General features: G+C 67.0%; 9 protein-coding genes. 4 read left to right on the top strand and 5 right to left on the bottom strand.

Annotated features, from left to right (window positions below; genetic code table 11):
- Positions 1-83 precede the first annotated feature (83 nt).
- Genes nagA through SriyCCGPB3_RS20245 form a run of 5 tightly spaced genes read right to left on the bottom strand, consistent with a single transcriptional unit; the run spans position 84 to position 5,454 of the window.
- Positions 84-1,211, bottom strand: a complete 1,128-nt coding sequence (nagA, locus tag SriyCCGPB3_RS20265; RefSeq protein WP_153854752.1) for an N-acetylglucosamine-6-phosphate deacetylase — start codon at positions 1,209-1,211, stop codon at positions 84-86.
- On the bottom strand, positions 1,208-1,984 hold the full coding sequence (locus tag SriyCCGPB3_RS20260) for a DeoR family transcriptional regulator (protein WP_014038836.1): 777 nt from the start codon (positions 1,982-1,984) through the stop codon (positions 1,208-1,210). The genes nagA and SriyCCGPB3_RS20260 overlap by 4 nt, the downstream gene beginning before the upstream one ends.
- A gap of 33 nt (positions 1,985-2,017) precedes the next feature.
- Positions 2,018-3,352 (bottom strand): D-tagatose-bisphosphate aldolase, class II, non-catalytic subunit, encoded by a 1,335-nt coding sequence (locus tag SriyCCGPB3_RS20255; protein WP_153854751.1) that lies wholly within the window; start codon positions 3,350-3,352, stop codon positions 2,018-2,020.
- Between the two features lie 16 nt (positions 3,353-3,368).
- Complete coding sequence (locus tag SriyCCGPB3_RS20250; RefSeq protein WP_153854750.1) at positions 3,369-4,307, bottom strand: ROK family protein; 939 nt, start codon at positions 4,305-4,307, stop codon at positions 3,369-3,371.
- The gene (locus SriyCCGPB3_RS20245) at positions 4,300-5,454 is read right to left on the bottom strand and encodes an SIS domain-containing protein (protein WP_110714035.1); all 1,155 of its coding nucleotides are present in this window, start codon (positions 5,452-5,454) and stop codon (positions 4,300-4,302) included. Before SriyCCGPB3_RS20245 ends, SriyCCGPB3_RS20250 begins: the two co-directional genes overlap by 8 nt.
- Before the next feature lie 322 nt (positions 5,455-5,776).
- Here SriyCCGPB3_RS20245 and SriyCCGPB3_RS20240 point away from each other — a divergent pair, with 322 nt between their 5' ends.
- The 4 genes from SriyCCGPB3_RS20240 (at position 5,777) to SriyCCGPB3_RS20225 (ending at position 14,230) form a co-directional block, all read left to right on the top strand.
- Positions 5,777-9,136 carry a TIM-barrel domain-containing protein gene (locus SriyCCGPB3_RS20240; protein ID WP_324187250.1) on the top strand — a complete coding sequence of 1,120 codons (3,360 nt, stop codon included), beginning with the start codon at positions 5,777-5,779 and terminating at the stop codon, positions 9,134-9,136.
- 133 nt (positions 9,137-9,269) lie between these two features.
- Positions 9,270-12,245, top strand: coding sequence for a TonB-dependent receptor (locus SriyCCGPB3_RS20235; protein ID WP_153854749.1), 2,976 nt, complete (start codon positions 9,270-9,272; stop codon positions 12,243-12,245).
- Positions 12,246-12,310: 65 nt separating this feature from the next.
- A complete protein-coding gene (locus SriyCCGPB3_RS20230; protein ID WP_153854748.1) occupies positions 12,311-13,666 on the top strand; it encodes a Gfo/Idh/MocA family protein in 1,356 nt (451 codons plus the stop codon).
- 156 nt (positions 13,667-13,822) lie between these two features.
- Positions 13,823-14,230 (top strand): hypothetical protein, encoded by a 408-nt coding sequence (locus SriyCCGPB3_RS20225; RefSeq protein ID WP_153854747.1) that lies wholly within the window; start codon positions 13,823-13,825, stop codon positions 14,228-14,230.
- Positions 14,231-14,256: the final 26 nt, after the last annotated feature.

The raw sequence follows: 14,256 nt of genomic DNA, 5'->3' as shown, positions 1-14,256 counted from the left end.
CTCTTCGTTCCGATATCGAGGTTCCCTGCACCGCGCGTTGCGCGGTGAGTCGAGCATGGCTCGACTCTACAAAAACGCAGATATCAGGCGTTTGCGGCGTTCAAATCAACTACGCGCCCACCAACCACCACCTGCTGCAGGCGCAGTTCGGCGTCCAGCACCACCAGGTCGGCACGGGCGTCGGGCGCGATGCGGCCGCGATCGTCCAGGCCCAGGTAATCGGCCGGGAACGTGGAAACACGCTGCGAGGCGTCGGCCAAGTCCAGGCCCACACGCACCAGATTGCGCAGTGCCTGGTCCATGGTCAGCGCGCTGCCGGCCAGCGAACCGGTCGCCAGGCGCACGCAGCCGCCGCACTTGTGCACGCGCTGCTCGCCCAGCGCGTACTCGCCGTCGGGCATGCCGGTGGCGGCAGTGGCGTCGGTCACCGCGTACAGGCGCGGGATCGCGCGCGCGGCCAGCCGGATCACGCCGGGGTGGATGTGCTGCAGGTCGGGAATGATCTCGGCGTACTGCGCATGTGCCAACGCCGCCGCTGCAATGCCCGGGCGATAGTGATCGACGCCGGTCATGCCGTTGAACAGGTGGGTGAAGCCGGAGGCGCCGGCCTGCAGTGCCGCCACGCCTTCCTCATAGGTACCGGCGCTGTGGCCGAGCTGTACGCGGATGCCCATCGCCGAGAGCGCGGGAATCAGCGCGGTGTGCTCACCGATTTCCGGGGCCAGCGTCATCACCCGGATCGGTGCCAGCGCATGCAGCTGCTGCACCAGTGCCAGCGTCGCCTCGATCGTGCGGTTGGGCTGCGCACCCAGACGCTGCGGGCTGATGAACGGTCCTTCCAGATGCACACCGACGATGCTGGCGGCGTCGGCATCGGGTGCCGCCATGGTGGCGGCCACGCCCTGCAGCGCGTGCTCGATCTCGTCGAGCCCGGCGGTCATGGTGGTCGCCAGCAGCGTGGTGGTGCCGAAGCGAAGATGGGTGCGGGCGATGGTTCGCGCCACGTCGCCGCCCTGCATCAGGTCCACGCCGGCCGCGCCATGCACATGCAGGTCGATGAAGCCGGGCAGGATCACCGGCAGCTGCAGGTCGTCAGCGCCGCTGTGGTCATCCACCTGCAGCTGGCGCACGTGCGAATCGAAGTGGACGTGGCCACGCCGCCAACCCAGCGGGGTGAGGATGCGGCCATGCAGGGTGCGGGTGTCGGTCATGCGGTGGGCTCGGCGATGATCACTTCGATGCCCAGCCGCTGCAGCCCCTCACGGGTTGCGTCGTCAATGCCGGCGTCGGTGATGATGGCGTGGATCTGATCCAGCAGGGCGATGCGATGCAGGCTGACGCGGCCGAACTTGGAGGCGTCGGTCAGCACCACGATGCGGCGCGCACGCTCGACCATGCGATGGTTGAGGCGGGCTTCGGCTTCATCGTGGGTAGTCAGGCCGAACTGCAGGTCCAGGCCGTCCACGCCCAGGAACAGGGTGTCGAAGCTGTACGAGTTGAGGCTGGCTTCAGCCTGGCTGCCCTGCAGCGACAGCGACTGCTGGCGCAGCAGCCCACCGGTCAGCAGTACGGTGATGCCTGCGGCATTGGCCAGTTCCCAGGCGATGTTCAGGCCGTTGGTCATCACCGTCACGTCGCGATGCGCGCGCAGGTGGCGGGCCAGGGTCATCGTGGTCGAGCCGGAGTCGATGATGATGTTGTCGCCGGGCTGCACCAGGCGCGCAGCGCGCGCACCGATCGATTCCTTCAGCGGCAGGTTCAGCGCGTCTTTCTCGTGGATGTCCTGTTCCTGCGGCGGCGTACGAACGAGCGTGGCGCCGCCGTGGGTACGGTTGGCCAGGCCCTGCGACTCGAAGTGGGTCAGGTCGGCACGGATGGTCACCGCCGACACGCCGAAGCGCTCGACCAGATCGGCCACCTGCACCGAGCCGTGCTCGATCAGCAGCTGCAGGATCTGTTGCCGGCGGGAGCGGGTGTTGCGCATGGCCATTCTCGGTTTCGCGGGAAAAGGTAGAGATTAGCCGTTCGCAGCAACGCCGGCAGCCGAGCCCGCGTTCTGCGTGCGGGGGCCGGCCTGGTTGGCGCTGCAGGCGCGGGCGTATTCGCCCAGGCACAGGCCGATACGGTGCTGCACCAGTGCGGTGGGGGTGTTGGCCAGGCGGCCTTCGCGCACCGCACGGTACTGCTCCGGCAGGTACTGGCTGAGCAGTACCTGCGGCGGCGCGTGCTGTTCCAGGTTGGCGAACAGGGTCTGCACCGCCTGCACCAGCGCCGGCTCGCCCCAGTAGTAGCGGCAGCGGTCGCTGAAGGAGTAACTGCGCAGCAGGCGCAGTGCCGCCTCATCGCCCTGGTAGTAGGACTGCCAGTACTTCGGCTGCGCCACCATCACCTCGTCCAGCACCTGCGGCAGGCGCGAGCACTGCGCGGCCGGCAGCAGTTCGGCCTCGATCGCGGCCAGCGCGAACAGCGCCTCGCGATAGGCGAAGGTGGCGGCCGGGCCGACCTTCAGGATGGCAAAGTGGTCGCGCACCAGTGCATGCAGGCCGCTTTCGCGCTGGTAGTCAGTGGAATGCGCTTCGAACACGATGCGCGGCTGCTGTTCGAGGAAGCCGGCCAGCGTGCTGGCGGCGGTCGCGTCGTACTCGTGCACGCTGCTGTGGTCGAAGTCCACGCCCGGCTGCACCACCATCGCGATCACGCGCTGCCACGCGTCGCGAAGCTGCGGGGTATCGAACGCCTGCTGGTGGATGGCCAGGGTCTGCGCGGCGGCGGCGGGCGTGGTCACCTGCAGGCCCTCGGCAAGCGAGGCTTCGCCACCGGGAATCGGCACTTCGGTACCGATTACGTAGACCGGCGGCGGCAGGCTGTGTTCGGCGGCGGTGCGTTCGGCGATCTCGGCCAGCTCGGCCGAACGCGCGGCGACGATGGCATCGGGCAGCGGCACCGGGTCATCGGCACAGGACATGCTGCAGTCCAGGTGGATCTTGTGGAAGCCGGCAGCGACGTAGGCCTCGATCAGCACGCGCGCGTGGGTCATCGCTTCGGCAGCCGGGCGCTTCTGCCAGGCATTCGGGCCGAGGTGGTCACCGCCCAGGATCAGCCGTTCGCGCGGGAAGCCTTCCTCATCGGCCAGCGTGCCCACGTAATCGCGGTACTGCGGCGGGGTCATGCCGGTGTAGCCGCCGAACTGGTCGACCTGGTTGGAGGTGGCCTCGATCAGCAGCACGGTGCCGTGTGCCAGCGCCACGTGCATGGCCGCGCGCAGCACCTGCTCGTTGCTGCAGCAGACGCTGTACAGGCCGACGTTGGCACCGGCGCGGTGGGAGGCAAGCAGGGTCTGCAACGGGGACATGGTCAGGCTCCGGACATCAGGAAAACGAGGGTTGGCAGGCGAGCAGGGCAGCACCACGTGCGCCACCGGCATCGCCGAAGCGTGGTGGCACGATCGGTGGCACCTGCACACCCTTGAACAGATGGGCGGCGATGGCGGCGGGCAGGTGCGCGTACAGCGGCGCGTACTGCGAAAGGCCGCCGCCGAGCACGATCACGTGCGGGTCCAGCGCCAGCACCAACGCCGCCAGGCTGTGGCCGAGCAGGTCGCGATGGATGTCCAGCGCCTTGCGCGCGCGCGCATCACCGGCGTCGGCCAGGGCGATCACCGCGCTGGCGTCGGCGGCGCTGCCACCGAGGTGACGCTCGATCATCGCCACGCCACTACCGGAGACATAACGCTCCACGCAGCCCTGCAGGCCGCAGGCGCAGTCGATCAGCGGCAGGCCGTGGCGCTGCAGCAGATGACCGGGCACGCTCCAGTGGCCCCATTCGCCGGCCAGCCCGTTGAAACCGGACAGCAGGCGGCCGTGCAGGCAGAAACCACCGCCCGCGCCGGTGCCGAGGATGGCGCCGAACATGCTCGGATAGCCGTCGGCGGCACCGCCGTGTGCTTCCGACAGGGCAAAACACTGCAGGTCGTTGCCGAAATGCAGCGGCCGCTGCAGGCGCGCCTGCAGGTCGGCCGCCACGCTGTGGCCGGTCAACGCAGGCACGTTCGCGCTCAGCTGGCGGCCGCTGCGGCGGTCGCGCACGCCGGGCAGGGCGATGCCGATCGCCGCATCACTGCGGCCCAGCGCGGCATCGGCCTCGGCGACCAGGGTCACCACCGCCTGCAGGAAACCGTCGTAGTCGCCCTGCGGCGTGGCCACCCGGCGACGCCAGGTGACCTGCATCGCCGCATCGCACGCCACCAGCTCGATCTTGGTGCCGCCGATGTCGATGCCGTAGCAGGCGTGGGCGATCAGCTCAGCCATGGTGGATGGTGACGCCCTTGACCACGCGGTTGACGGTGCCATCCGGGAACGGATTGTCCGGAGTCAGGCCCAGCGCAGCCGAGCGCTGCAGCGCGAACAGCTGCGCGAAGCCCAGCCACACCGGTGCCAGCCACGGATCATCCAGTGCCGGTACGGTGAGGGTGTACTCGTCGTCCGCACCGATGTCCGAATGCGGGCCGATCGCCAGCACCTGGCCGGCCACGCCATCGCGGCGCAGTTCTTCCAGCAGGTCCTGTTCGTAGCGGCGCGCCAGTGGCTGCACGCTGCGCAGCACCACCACCAGGGTGTTGCCGTCCAGCGTCGATTTCGGGCCATGGCGGAAGCCCAGCGGGGTGTTGGCCAGCGCCAGCACGCGGCCGGCGGTCAGTTCCAGCACCTTCAGCGCGCACTCGCGTGCCAGCGCTTCCAGCGGGCCGCTGCCGAGGTAGATGATGCGGTTGAACGGGCGCTGTGCCAGCGCCGCCACCGGTGCATCCCATTGCGCCTGGCCTTCGCGGGCCAGCGTGGCGATCTGCTTCAGGCGCGCCACACGCGCATCCCACGGCGAACGATCGAACACGGTCAGTGCGGCCAGCAGCATGCAGGTCAGGCTGCTGGTCATGGCGAAGGCACGGTCGCAGCTGGCCGACGGCATCAGCAGGGTGCAGGTGTCGGCACGGCCGGCGCCACGACGGGCCAGTTCGCCATCGGCATTGCAGGTGATGTCGAGGAAGCGCGCGTCATCCACGTCGCTGCGCACGCGGTCCACCGCCGCCACGCTTTCCGGGCTGGAGCCGCTGCGGCCGAACGAGACCAGCAGGGTCGGACGGTCGCGCTGCAGGTACAGCGCCGGGTGGGTCAGCAGGCTGGTGGTGTGCACCACGCGCACATCGGCCGGCCATTGCGCGTTGATTGCATCGGCCACCATTTCGGCGATGAAGCCGGAGCTGCCGGCGCCGGTGAACAGCACGCGCTGGTTGGGATCGTTGAGGCTGTCGCCGAGGAAGGCCTGCAGGCGGTCGCGGGCACGCGACAGGTCCTGTGCGAGGGCGTCCCACAGCGCAGGCTGCTGGGCGATTTCGGTAGCGGTATCGGCTCCGCCAAGGCGCTGCCAGGCGGACACATCGGAAAGCAGGGTGACGTCCATTCGGAGGTTCCAGTTGGGCCAGCGCACCATCTGTGTTTTCTTTCGAAATGTCAAATAGCGAAAGTAAAAAGAAAGAAAATGGCATGGTGACTTTTCCCGCCTGGGTGTGCTCGGGAAAACGAAAGAACGGGCCGGATGCCGTATCGCACAATGCTTAACAGGCGCCTGCAAGCGCTTACACAAAGTATTGCGGCGCAACAACTTTCGTTTCAATAGAATATATCTTCCTTTTTCCTTTCAATTTGTTGACATCTTTCGAATCGCTGCCCTAGAGTCGGCCCAATCGCTTTCGAAACGCCCGGTGAACGGGTTGGGAGTCCGCGTGGAAAACTGCGTTCGTCGCTCGCCGCTGATGCTGGCCCTGTTGCCGGCATTGATGCTGGCGTCCATGCCGGCCCGGGCCGAGCCCGTCGGCAACCTGCGTTCGGTCAGCGCCAGCGCCAGCCGCGATGGCGTGCAGGGCTGGGACCTGCAGACCGACAAGGGCGCGCGCATCCGCATCGAACTGCCGGCCACCGACATCATCCGCGTGCAGGCCGGTCGCAACGGCACGCTCACCGGTGCAGGCGACAAGGCCGCGCCGATCGTGCTGCCGCAGCCCAAGGCGAACGTGCAGGCGCAGCTGGAAGAAGACGCACAGGAAATCCGCGTGCGCACCGAGTCACTGGTGCTGCATGTACAGCGGCAGCCGCTGCGCATGCGCCTGGAACGGCTGGACAACGGCCAGCCCACCGCGCTGTGGCAGGAACTGCAGCCGCTGGACCTGGATGCCACGCAGAGCGTCCAGGTGCTGTCCTCGCAGGCCGATGAAGGCTACTTCGGTGGCGGCCAGCAGAACGGCCGTTACCAGTTCAAGGGCCGCGAGCTGGAAGTGTCCTACTCCGGCGGCTGGGAAGAAGGCGACCGCCCAAGCCCGGCGCCGATGCTGCTGAGCAGCCGCGGTTGGGGCATGCTGCGCAATACCTGGAGCGACGGCAGCTACGATCTGCGCGAGGCCGACCAGGTCACGCTGCTGCACCGCGAAGACCGCTTCGATGCGTACTACTTCGTCGGCGCCGACCTGCCGAAACTGATCGAGCGCTACACCCAGCTGACCGGCCGCCCCAACATGGTCGCGCGCTGGGCGCTGTCCTACGGCGATGCCGATTGCTACAACGACGGCGACAACAGCAAGAAGCCCGGCACCGTACCCGAAGGCTGGAGCGACGGCCCGACCGGCACCACCCCGGATGTGATCGACAGCGTGGCCAGGCAGTACCGCGCCAACGACATGCCCGGAGGCTGGATCCTGCCCAATGACGGTTACGGCTGCGGCTACAAGCAGTTGCCGGAAACGGTGAAGGGCCTGGCCAAGTACGGCTTCCGCACCGGCCTGTGGACCGAGAACGGCGTCGACAAGATCGCCTGGGAAGTGGGCAAGGCCGGCAGCCGCGTGCAGAAGCTGGACGTGGCCTGGACCGGCAAGGGCTACCAGTTCGCGATGGACGCCAACCGCCAGGCCTTCAACGGCATCCTCGACAATTCCGATTCGCGCCCGTTCCTGTGGACGGTGATGGGCTGGGCCGGCATCCAGCGCTATGCGGTGGCATGGACCGGCGACCAGAGCAGCAGCTGGGATTACATCCGCTGGCACGTACCGACCCTGGTCGGTTCGGGCCTGTCCGGCATGGCCTACGCCAGCGGCGACGTCGATGCGATCTTCGGCGGCAGCGCCGAGACATTCACCCGCGACCTGCAGTGGAAGGCGTTCACCCCGGTGCTGATGGGCATGAGCGGCTGGTCGTCGAACGCGCGCAAGCACCCGTGGTGGTACGACGAGCCCTACCGCAGCATCAACCGCGATTACCTGAAGTTGAAGATGCGCCTGACCCCGTACATGTACGGGCTGGTGCACGAGGCTGCGCAGACCGGTGCACCGCCGGTGCGGGGCCTGATGTGGGACAACCCGCGCGATCCGCATGCGCAGGATGAAACCTACAAGTACCAGTTCCTGCTCGGCCGCGACCTGCTGGTGGCGCCGGTGTACCGCAGCCAGGCGGCCAGCCGTGGCTGGCGCCGCGACATCCATCTGCCGGCCGGCGGCTGGATCGACTACTGGGATGGCCGCCGCGTGCAGGCCGCCGCCGATGGGCGCCAGCTCGACCGCCAGGTGGACCTGGCCACGCTGCCGGTGTTCGTGCGTGCCGGCGCGATCCTGCCGATGTACCCGTCGATGCTGTTCGACGGCGAGAAGCCTCTCGATGAAGTGACGTTCGACCTGTACCCGCAGGGCGATTCGCAGTACACGCTGTACGAAGACGACGGCAACACCCGCCGCTACCAGCAGGGCGAATCGAGCACGCAGCAGATCCGCGTGCAGGCGCCGGCGCAGGGCAGTGGCCCGGTGCAGGTGCAGATTGATGCCGTGCAGGGCCAATACAACGGCCAGCTGGCGCAGCGTCGCTATGGCCTGCGCGTGCTCAGCCGCCAGGCGCCGCGCGCGGTGCAGGCCGGTGGTCGCGCGCTGCCGGCGCTGGCCGATGCCGCCGCCTTCAACAGCGCCAACGAAGGTTGGTACTTCGATGCCCAGGAGCGCCGCGGCACGCTGCATGTGCGCACCGCCACACAGAACATCCGCCAGCCGCTGCAGCTGCAGCTGGACTTCGCAGTCGCTGCTGCCGTGGCCGACGATGCCTATCCGGCCGCGCCGGTGCTGGGCCGCGAACTGCCGGCCGACAGCCTGCTGGTGGTCAACCGCCCGGCCGAAGAACCCGGCCATGCGCTGGAAAATGCCTTCGATGATGATCCGGGCACCTGGTTCCGCAGCGTGCGCAACCAGGCCGTGCGCACCGGTGCGCACGAGTGGGTGATCGGCTTCGGCGAGCGCAGGATGATCGACGGCATCGACATCGCGCCGCGCAACGACAAGAACTGGAAGCACGGCCAGGTCCGCGACTACGAGGTGTACCTGGGTGACAGCAATGGCGAGTGGGGCGAGCCGATCGTCCGCGGTCGCCTGCAGCTGAAGGAAGGCGTGCAGCGCATCGACTTCCCGGCCCACGCCGGCCGCCTGCTGCGTTTCCGCGTGCTGAGCGTGCAGAACCCCGAAGGCGACGGCGCCAGCAGCGCCGACCCGATGGTCACTGCCGCACAGGGCAGCGCCCGCGCGTTCGATGCATTGCAGCCGCGCGATGTCGGCCCGATCGCACTGTCCACCTTCCACATTCTCGAACACCAGGAACCGGAGCGACCGGCCCGGCAGCGCTATCTCTCCGAGCTGCCGGTGCCGGCCGCGCTGGCCAGCCAGCTGCGCACCGACCAGTCCTTCCATGGCGACGCCGGCATGCGCATGAACGGCCTGCAGTTCCGCCGTGGCCTGGGTGTCGGCGCCAACAGCCGCATCGACCTGCGCCTGCAGGGCGGCTGGCACCTGCTGCGTGCCGACCTCGGCATCGATGACGCCTGCCGCAGCGCCGGTGGCCTGCAGTTCCAGGTCTGGGGTGACAACCGCCTGCTGTACGACAGCGGCCTGGTGAAGGCGCCCGGCGTGGTCAAGCCGGAGCTGGACATCCGAGGCCTTTCCACCCTGAGCCTGCGCACGCTGGGTGCGCAGGGCAGCCAACCCGCCCAGGTCTGTGCCAACTGGGCCAACGCCGTGCTGATCGGCCAGGAGGGCGACTCCGCCAGCATCGTCGCCCCATGACTCCCTCGTAACACCGCTCCTCCCCCCGCCCATTCCGACTACGGCCCTCATGGTCGTGGCCCGGGAGCGTTTTGCCCGCCGAACGCCCACGCGCTCACTTTTTGCGCCGCACCCCTGCCAGGAGAGAACCCCGATGTTGCCCGCACGCCACCACCGCCCCCCCTGTCGTTCGATCGCTCCGCTGTCGCTGGCCATCGCCGGCGTGCTGCTGTCGGTCGCCGTTCCTGCCTTCGCCCAGGAGAGCAAGGACAAGGCCACCGACCTGGCCCGCATCGAGGTCACCGGCTCCAACATCCGCCGCACCGACGTTGAAACCGCGTCGCCGGTGCAGGTGATCAGCAAGCAGGACATCCAGAACATGGGTGCGCGCACGCTGCTGCAGGTGCTCGACAACCTGCCGGCCGCACGCCCGGCACAGCAGGACGCGCGTTCGCTGTTCACCGGCTCCGATGGTGCCTCGCAGGCCAACCTGCGTGGCCTCGGTGCCCAGGGCACGCTGGTGCTGCTGAACGGTCGTCGCCTGTCGTACTACGGTGCACCGGCCGGCTTCCAGACCCAGTTCGTCAACATCGATGCGATCCCGGCCGCGGCCATCGAGCGCATGGAAGTGCTGACCGATGGCGCTTCGGCGGTGTATGGCACCGACGCGGTGGCCGGCGTGATCAACGTGATCACCAAGCGCAACTTCCAGGGCGCCGAGATCAGCTTCACCAACGACACCTCCTCGCGCATCGACTCCTACGGCGAGCGCCAGGCCAGCATCACCGCCGGCTTCGGCGACCTGGCCGAGAACCGTTTCAACATCTACGGCGCGGTGAACATGTACCGCCGCGACGCGATCCCGCTGAGCGATTTCTACGACAAGCGGCCCGACCAGTACTACGTCAACAAGCCGAACTACCTCAACGACCTGCGCCTGGGCGTGGGCAGCAAGCCGGGCGAGTTCAACCCGGGCACCTACTTCGCCTTCGATCCGGTCACCGGCCGCCGCGTGCAGGAAGCTGCGCCGGGCTGCAAGAACGTGCTGACCAGTGAAGCGGCCGGTCCGCGTTGCGTCTGGGAAACCTGGATGAACAACGAGATCGATGCCGGCGCCAAGTCCGAGCGCAACACCGCCTACCTCAACGGCACCTTCCTGGTGGGTGACAGCACCGAGATCTTCGCCGAGGCGACCTACACCGACATCGACCTGCGCGCCAACGGCGGCACACCGCGCACCTACGGCACCACCACCGGCAACCCGACCAGCTGGTTCTCGCGCAACACCGGCAACACCGTCAACCAGTTCCTGTACCCGTTCCTGGGCCCGAACAACGAGTACAACCACGCCAGCCCGCAGATGAAGGCGATGATGGGCGGCGTGGTCGGCTTGAATTACCTGCTGCAGGATGCCGGCCCGAACTACTTCGGCCAGCGCAACACCGACAAGAGCTACCGCGTGCTGGCCGGTGCGCGTGGCAACCGGGGTGACTGGAACTGGGAGACCGCCTTCGCCAGTGCCGGCACCCATTCCACCACGTACCAGACCATCAACGTCAACATCAAGGGCTTCGAGAAGGCCTTCGGCCCGTACTCGATCGATCCGGGCACCGGTCGGGTGATCATCTCCGACCACCCGGCGTATAAATTCGGCGAGATCAGCGAAGCCAATGCTGCGCTGATCCGTGAGGCGTTCCCGACCTTCGACATCCAGTCGTGGACCCGCCTGCATACCCTCGACGGCAAGATCGAAGGCCCGCTGTTCCAGCTGCCGGCTGGTGAAATGCGCGCCGCGTTCGGCTTCAACGCCAGCCGCGAAACCTTCTACACCCCGGGCAATGCCGATGCGGCCAATGGCCTGATCTCCCAGCAGGGTGGCTCCTGGTTCGACGGCAAGCGCAACACCTACGCGCTGTTCGCCGAGACCGTGGCACCGATCACCGACAAGCTGGAACTGGATGCGGCGGTGCGCGTGGACAAGTACCCGAACTTCAGCGCCAACGTCGCGCCGAAGATCGGCTTCAAGTACCAGGCGTTCGACCAGCTGATGCTGCGCGGCACCTACTCGACCGGTTTCCGTGCACCGAGCCTGGCCGAATCCGGCAACGGCGGCGTGTTCGCGCAGCTGGGCGGCTACCGTGACGAGCTGCGCTGCAACGAGACCAACGCCATCGCCAACCTGCTGCTGAAGTCGCAGCGGCCGGGTGATGTCGATCTGGGCAAGACGATGCTGAACGTCGATTGCAGTCGCACCGTGGCCCGCATGACCCAGCCGAACAAGGACCTGAAGCCGGAGAAGGCGAAGATCGCCACCCTCGGCTTCGTCTACGAGCCGGCAACGTGGCTGTCGGTGTCGGCCGACTACTGGTTCATCTATCGCGACAATGAAATCGTCGCGCCGGACTACCGCCGCATGGAAGACATCATCTCCTCGTCGCGCTCGCCGATCACCGACAGTGACCGCGCCAACCTGGCGCAGCTGGCGGCGATGTGTGCCGACCCGGCCAGTGGCGTGAGCTGCCCGTCGGTACTGCCGGGCTACTCCGCCGGCAACGTGGCCAGCGTGGTGGGCCAGTACAAGAACCGTGGCAAGACCCTGATCGACGGCTTCGACATCGATGCGCGCAGCCGCTTCTCGCTGGGTGACTGGGGCAACCTGAACATCGGCCTGGCCGCCACCATCGCCAACCGCAACCGCTTCTACATGGACGCGGAGAACGGCTGGTACTACGGCGACGTGGTGGGCTATTACAACAACCCGCGCCTGCGTGCCACGCTCAATGCCGACTGGACCTACAAGCAGGTCACCACCAGCATGTTCGTCAACTACGTGGGTGGTACCAAGTGGGCTACCGACCAGGTCGACGAAAAGAGCAACAACAAGGAAACCTGCACCGGCGGCTACCTGGCCCTGCAGAAGAGCAAGTGCGACGGTGCACCATCGTGGTGGACCGCCAACATGAGCGTCACCTGGCGCCCGGATGATGCGTGGAACCTGAGCTTCACGGTCAAGAACCTGTTCAACCGCCTGCCGTTCTACGATCCGAACAGCTTCCTGGGTGACTCCAGTGACTACGCAACGATCTTCGGTCGTGGTTACAGTGTGACCATCGGCTACCGGTTCAAGTAATTCCGTTTGCGTGACCTGGCGTGCCGGCTGCGGCCGGCACGCTGCCAAGAGGAGAGATGTTTGCCATGAAGCGTAGGGAATTCATCGCGGCCAGCGCCGCTGTCGCCGCCAGCAGCCTGCTGCCGCAGACCCCGGCCTGGGCACGCGGGCGCAAGGTGCGCCTGGCCATGATCGGTACCGGCATGCGCGGCCTGGTGCTGCTGAAGGAACTGGTGCGCCGCGACGACGTCGAAGTGGTCGCCCTGTGCGACATCGAGCCGATCATGCTCGGCCGCGCCACCGAGATGGTGGCCAAGGCGGGCAAGCCGGCGCCGAAGACCTATGGTCAGGACCGCGACACCAATGCCTGGAAGCGCCTGCTGGAACAGAAGGGCATCGATGGCGTGATCATCGCCACGCCGTGGGAGTACCACGCGCCGATGGCGATTGCCGCGATGCAGGCCGGCGTGGCGGTGGGCTGCGAAGTGGTGGCCGGCATCACCCTGCAGGACCACTGGGACGTGTTGAAGACCCAGCTGAGCACCGGCACGCCCTACATGCTGCTGGAGAACGTCTGCTACCGCCGCGACGTGATGGCTGCGCTGCAGATGGTGCGCCAGGGCCTGTTCGGCGAGCTGGTGCACCTGCAGGCCGGCTACCAGCACGACCTGCGCGGCGTGAAGTTCAATTCCGGCGACCCGAACCAGCCCTACGACAGTGGCGTGGAGTTCGGCCCCAAGGGATGGAGCGAAGCACGCTGGCGCACCGAGCATTCGGTGGAGCGAAATGGTGAGCTCTACCCCAGCCACGGCATCGGCCCGTGCGCGATGTATACCGGCATCAACCGTGGCAACCGCTTCACCCACATCAATGCCTTCGCGACCAAGGCGCGTGGCCTGCACGAGTACACCGTGGCCAAGAGTGGTGGCACCACGCATCCCAGCACCAAGGTGAAGTTCAAGCTGGGCGACATCGTGACCACCACGCTGGCCTGCGAGAACGGCGAGACCATCCTGCTGCAGCATGACACCTCGCTGCCGCGTCCGTATTCGATGGGCTTCCGCGTGCAGGGCACCAAGGGCCTGTGGATGGACGTGAACCATTCGATCCACATCGAAGGCCGCAGCCCGCCGCACCAGTGGGAAGAGTTCAAGAAGTACCAGGATGAGTACGAGCACCCGCTGTGGAAGCAGAATGCCGACACCGCCGCCAGCGCCGGCCACGGCGGCATGGACTGGTTCGTCATCCACGCCTTCGTGGAAGCATTGAAGGCCAAGGCGCCGATGCCGATCGACATCTATGACGCGGTGACCTGGAGCGCGATCACCCCGCTGAGCGAGCAGTCGATCGCCAACAGCTTCCAGACGCTGGAGTTCCCGGACTTCACCGCTGGCGCGTGGAAGCAGCGCAAGCCGATCTTCGCGTTCGACGGCAAGTACTGATCCGCTCTTTGTAGCGTCGGGCCATGCTCGACTGTTTTGAACACAACGCCGGGCACTGCCCGGCGTTGCTGTATGTGGGCCCCCCTCTGCCACGCCCATGCTAGGCTCGGATACGTACCTGGCAGATGACGCCAATCGGTGGAGAGGAGCTTCCGGATGCGCGTGCTGACCTTCACCTGTCCACTTTGCGGCGCTGCCGGGCAGCGATTCCCGCTGCTTTCCGCATCGAGACGGCAGGCGAAGACGGCATGCAGGGGATGTGGCGTGGTGCTGCGCTCGGATCCCCGCTTGGGCCTGCATACGCTCTACCTGCTGTATACGCAGATCGTCGTGCTGCTCGCTGCATTGCCCATGATCTGGGCCTATGCTTCCGGCCGATGGTTCTGGTTGGCTGCGATCTGGGCCATGGTGTTGGTGTTGTCCTGGTTCCCAGGCGTGATCAGGCACGCACGAAGTCCGATCGTGCGCGCCTGCCGGGATCCCGATTACAGCTACGCGCGCAGGCCTTGCGCACCATCCACCGGCGGCACCGCAGAACCGGCGCCGTGCAGCCGCATTCCATGATGGCTATCGATGGATGTCCTACGGTG

Origin of the sequence: Stenotrophomonas riyadhensis, assembly GCF_040256885.1 — a bacterium.
Lineage (GTDB): Bacteria > Pseudomonadota > Gammaproteobacteria > Xanthomonadales > Xanthomonadaceae > Stenotrophomonas > Stenotrophomonas riyadhensis.
The sequence above is the reverse complement of the archived record's forward strand: the minus strand, read 5'-3'. Positions and strand labels throughout refer to the sequence as shown.

What these genes read in the sequence shown, in the direction of transcription:
- nagA (WP_153854752.1), bottom strand. Translation starts at nt 1,211, where the DNA reads ATGACCGACACCCGCACCCTGCATGGCCGCATCCTCACCCCGCTGGGT.
- SriyCCGPB3_RS20260 (WP_014038836.1), bottom strand. Translation starts at nt 1,984, where the DNA reads ATGCGCAACACCCGCTCCCGCCGGCAACAGATCCTGCAGCTGCTGATC.
- SriyCCGPB3_RS20255 (WP_153854751.1), bottom strand. Translation starts at nt 3,352, where the DNA reads ATGTCCCCGTTGCAGACCCTGCTTGCCTCCCACCGCGCCGGTGCCAAC.
- SriyCCGPB3_RS20250 (WP_153854750.1), bottom strand. Translation starts at nt 4,307, where the DNA reads ATGGCTGAGCTGATCGCCCACGCCTGCTACGGCATCGACATCGGCGGC.
- SriyCCGPB3_RS20245 (WP_110714035.1), bottom strand. Translation starts at nt 5,454, where the DNA reads ATGGACGTCACCCTGCTTTCCGATGTGTCCGCCTGGCAGCGCCTTGGC.
- SriyCCGPB3_RS20235 (WP_153854749.1), top strand. Translation starts at nt 9,270, where the DNA reads ATGTTGCCCGCACGCCACCACCGCCCCCCCTGTCGTTCGATCGCTCCG.
- SriyCCGPB3_RS20230 (WP_153854748.1), top strand. Translation starts at nt 12,311, where the DNA reads ATGAAGCGTAGGGAATTCATCGCGGCCAGCGCCGCTGTCGCCGCCAGC.
- SriyCCGPB3_RS20225 (WP_153854747.1), top strand. Translation starts at nt 13,823, where the DNA reads ATGCGCGTGCTGACCTTCACCTGTCCACTTTGCGGCGCTGCCGGGCAG.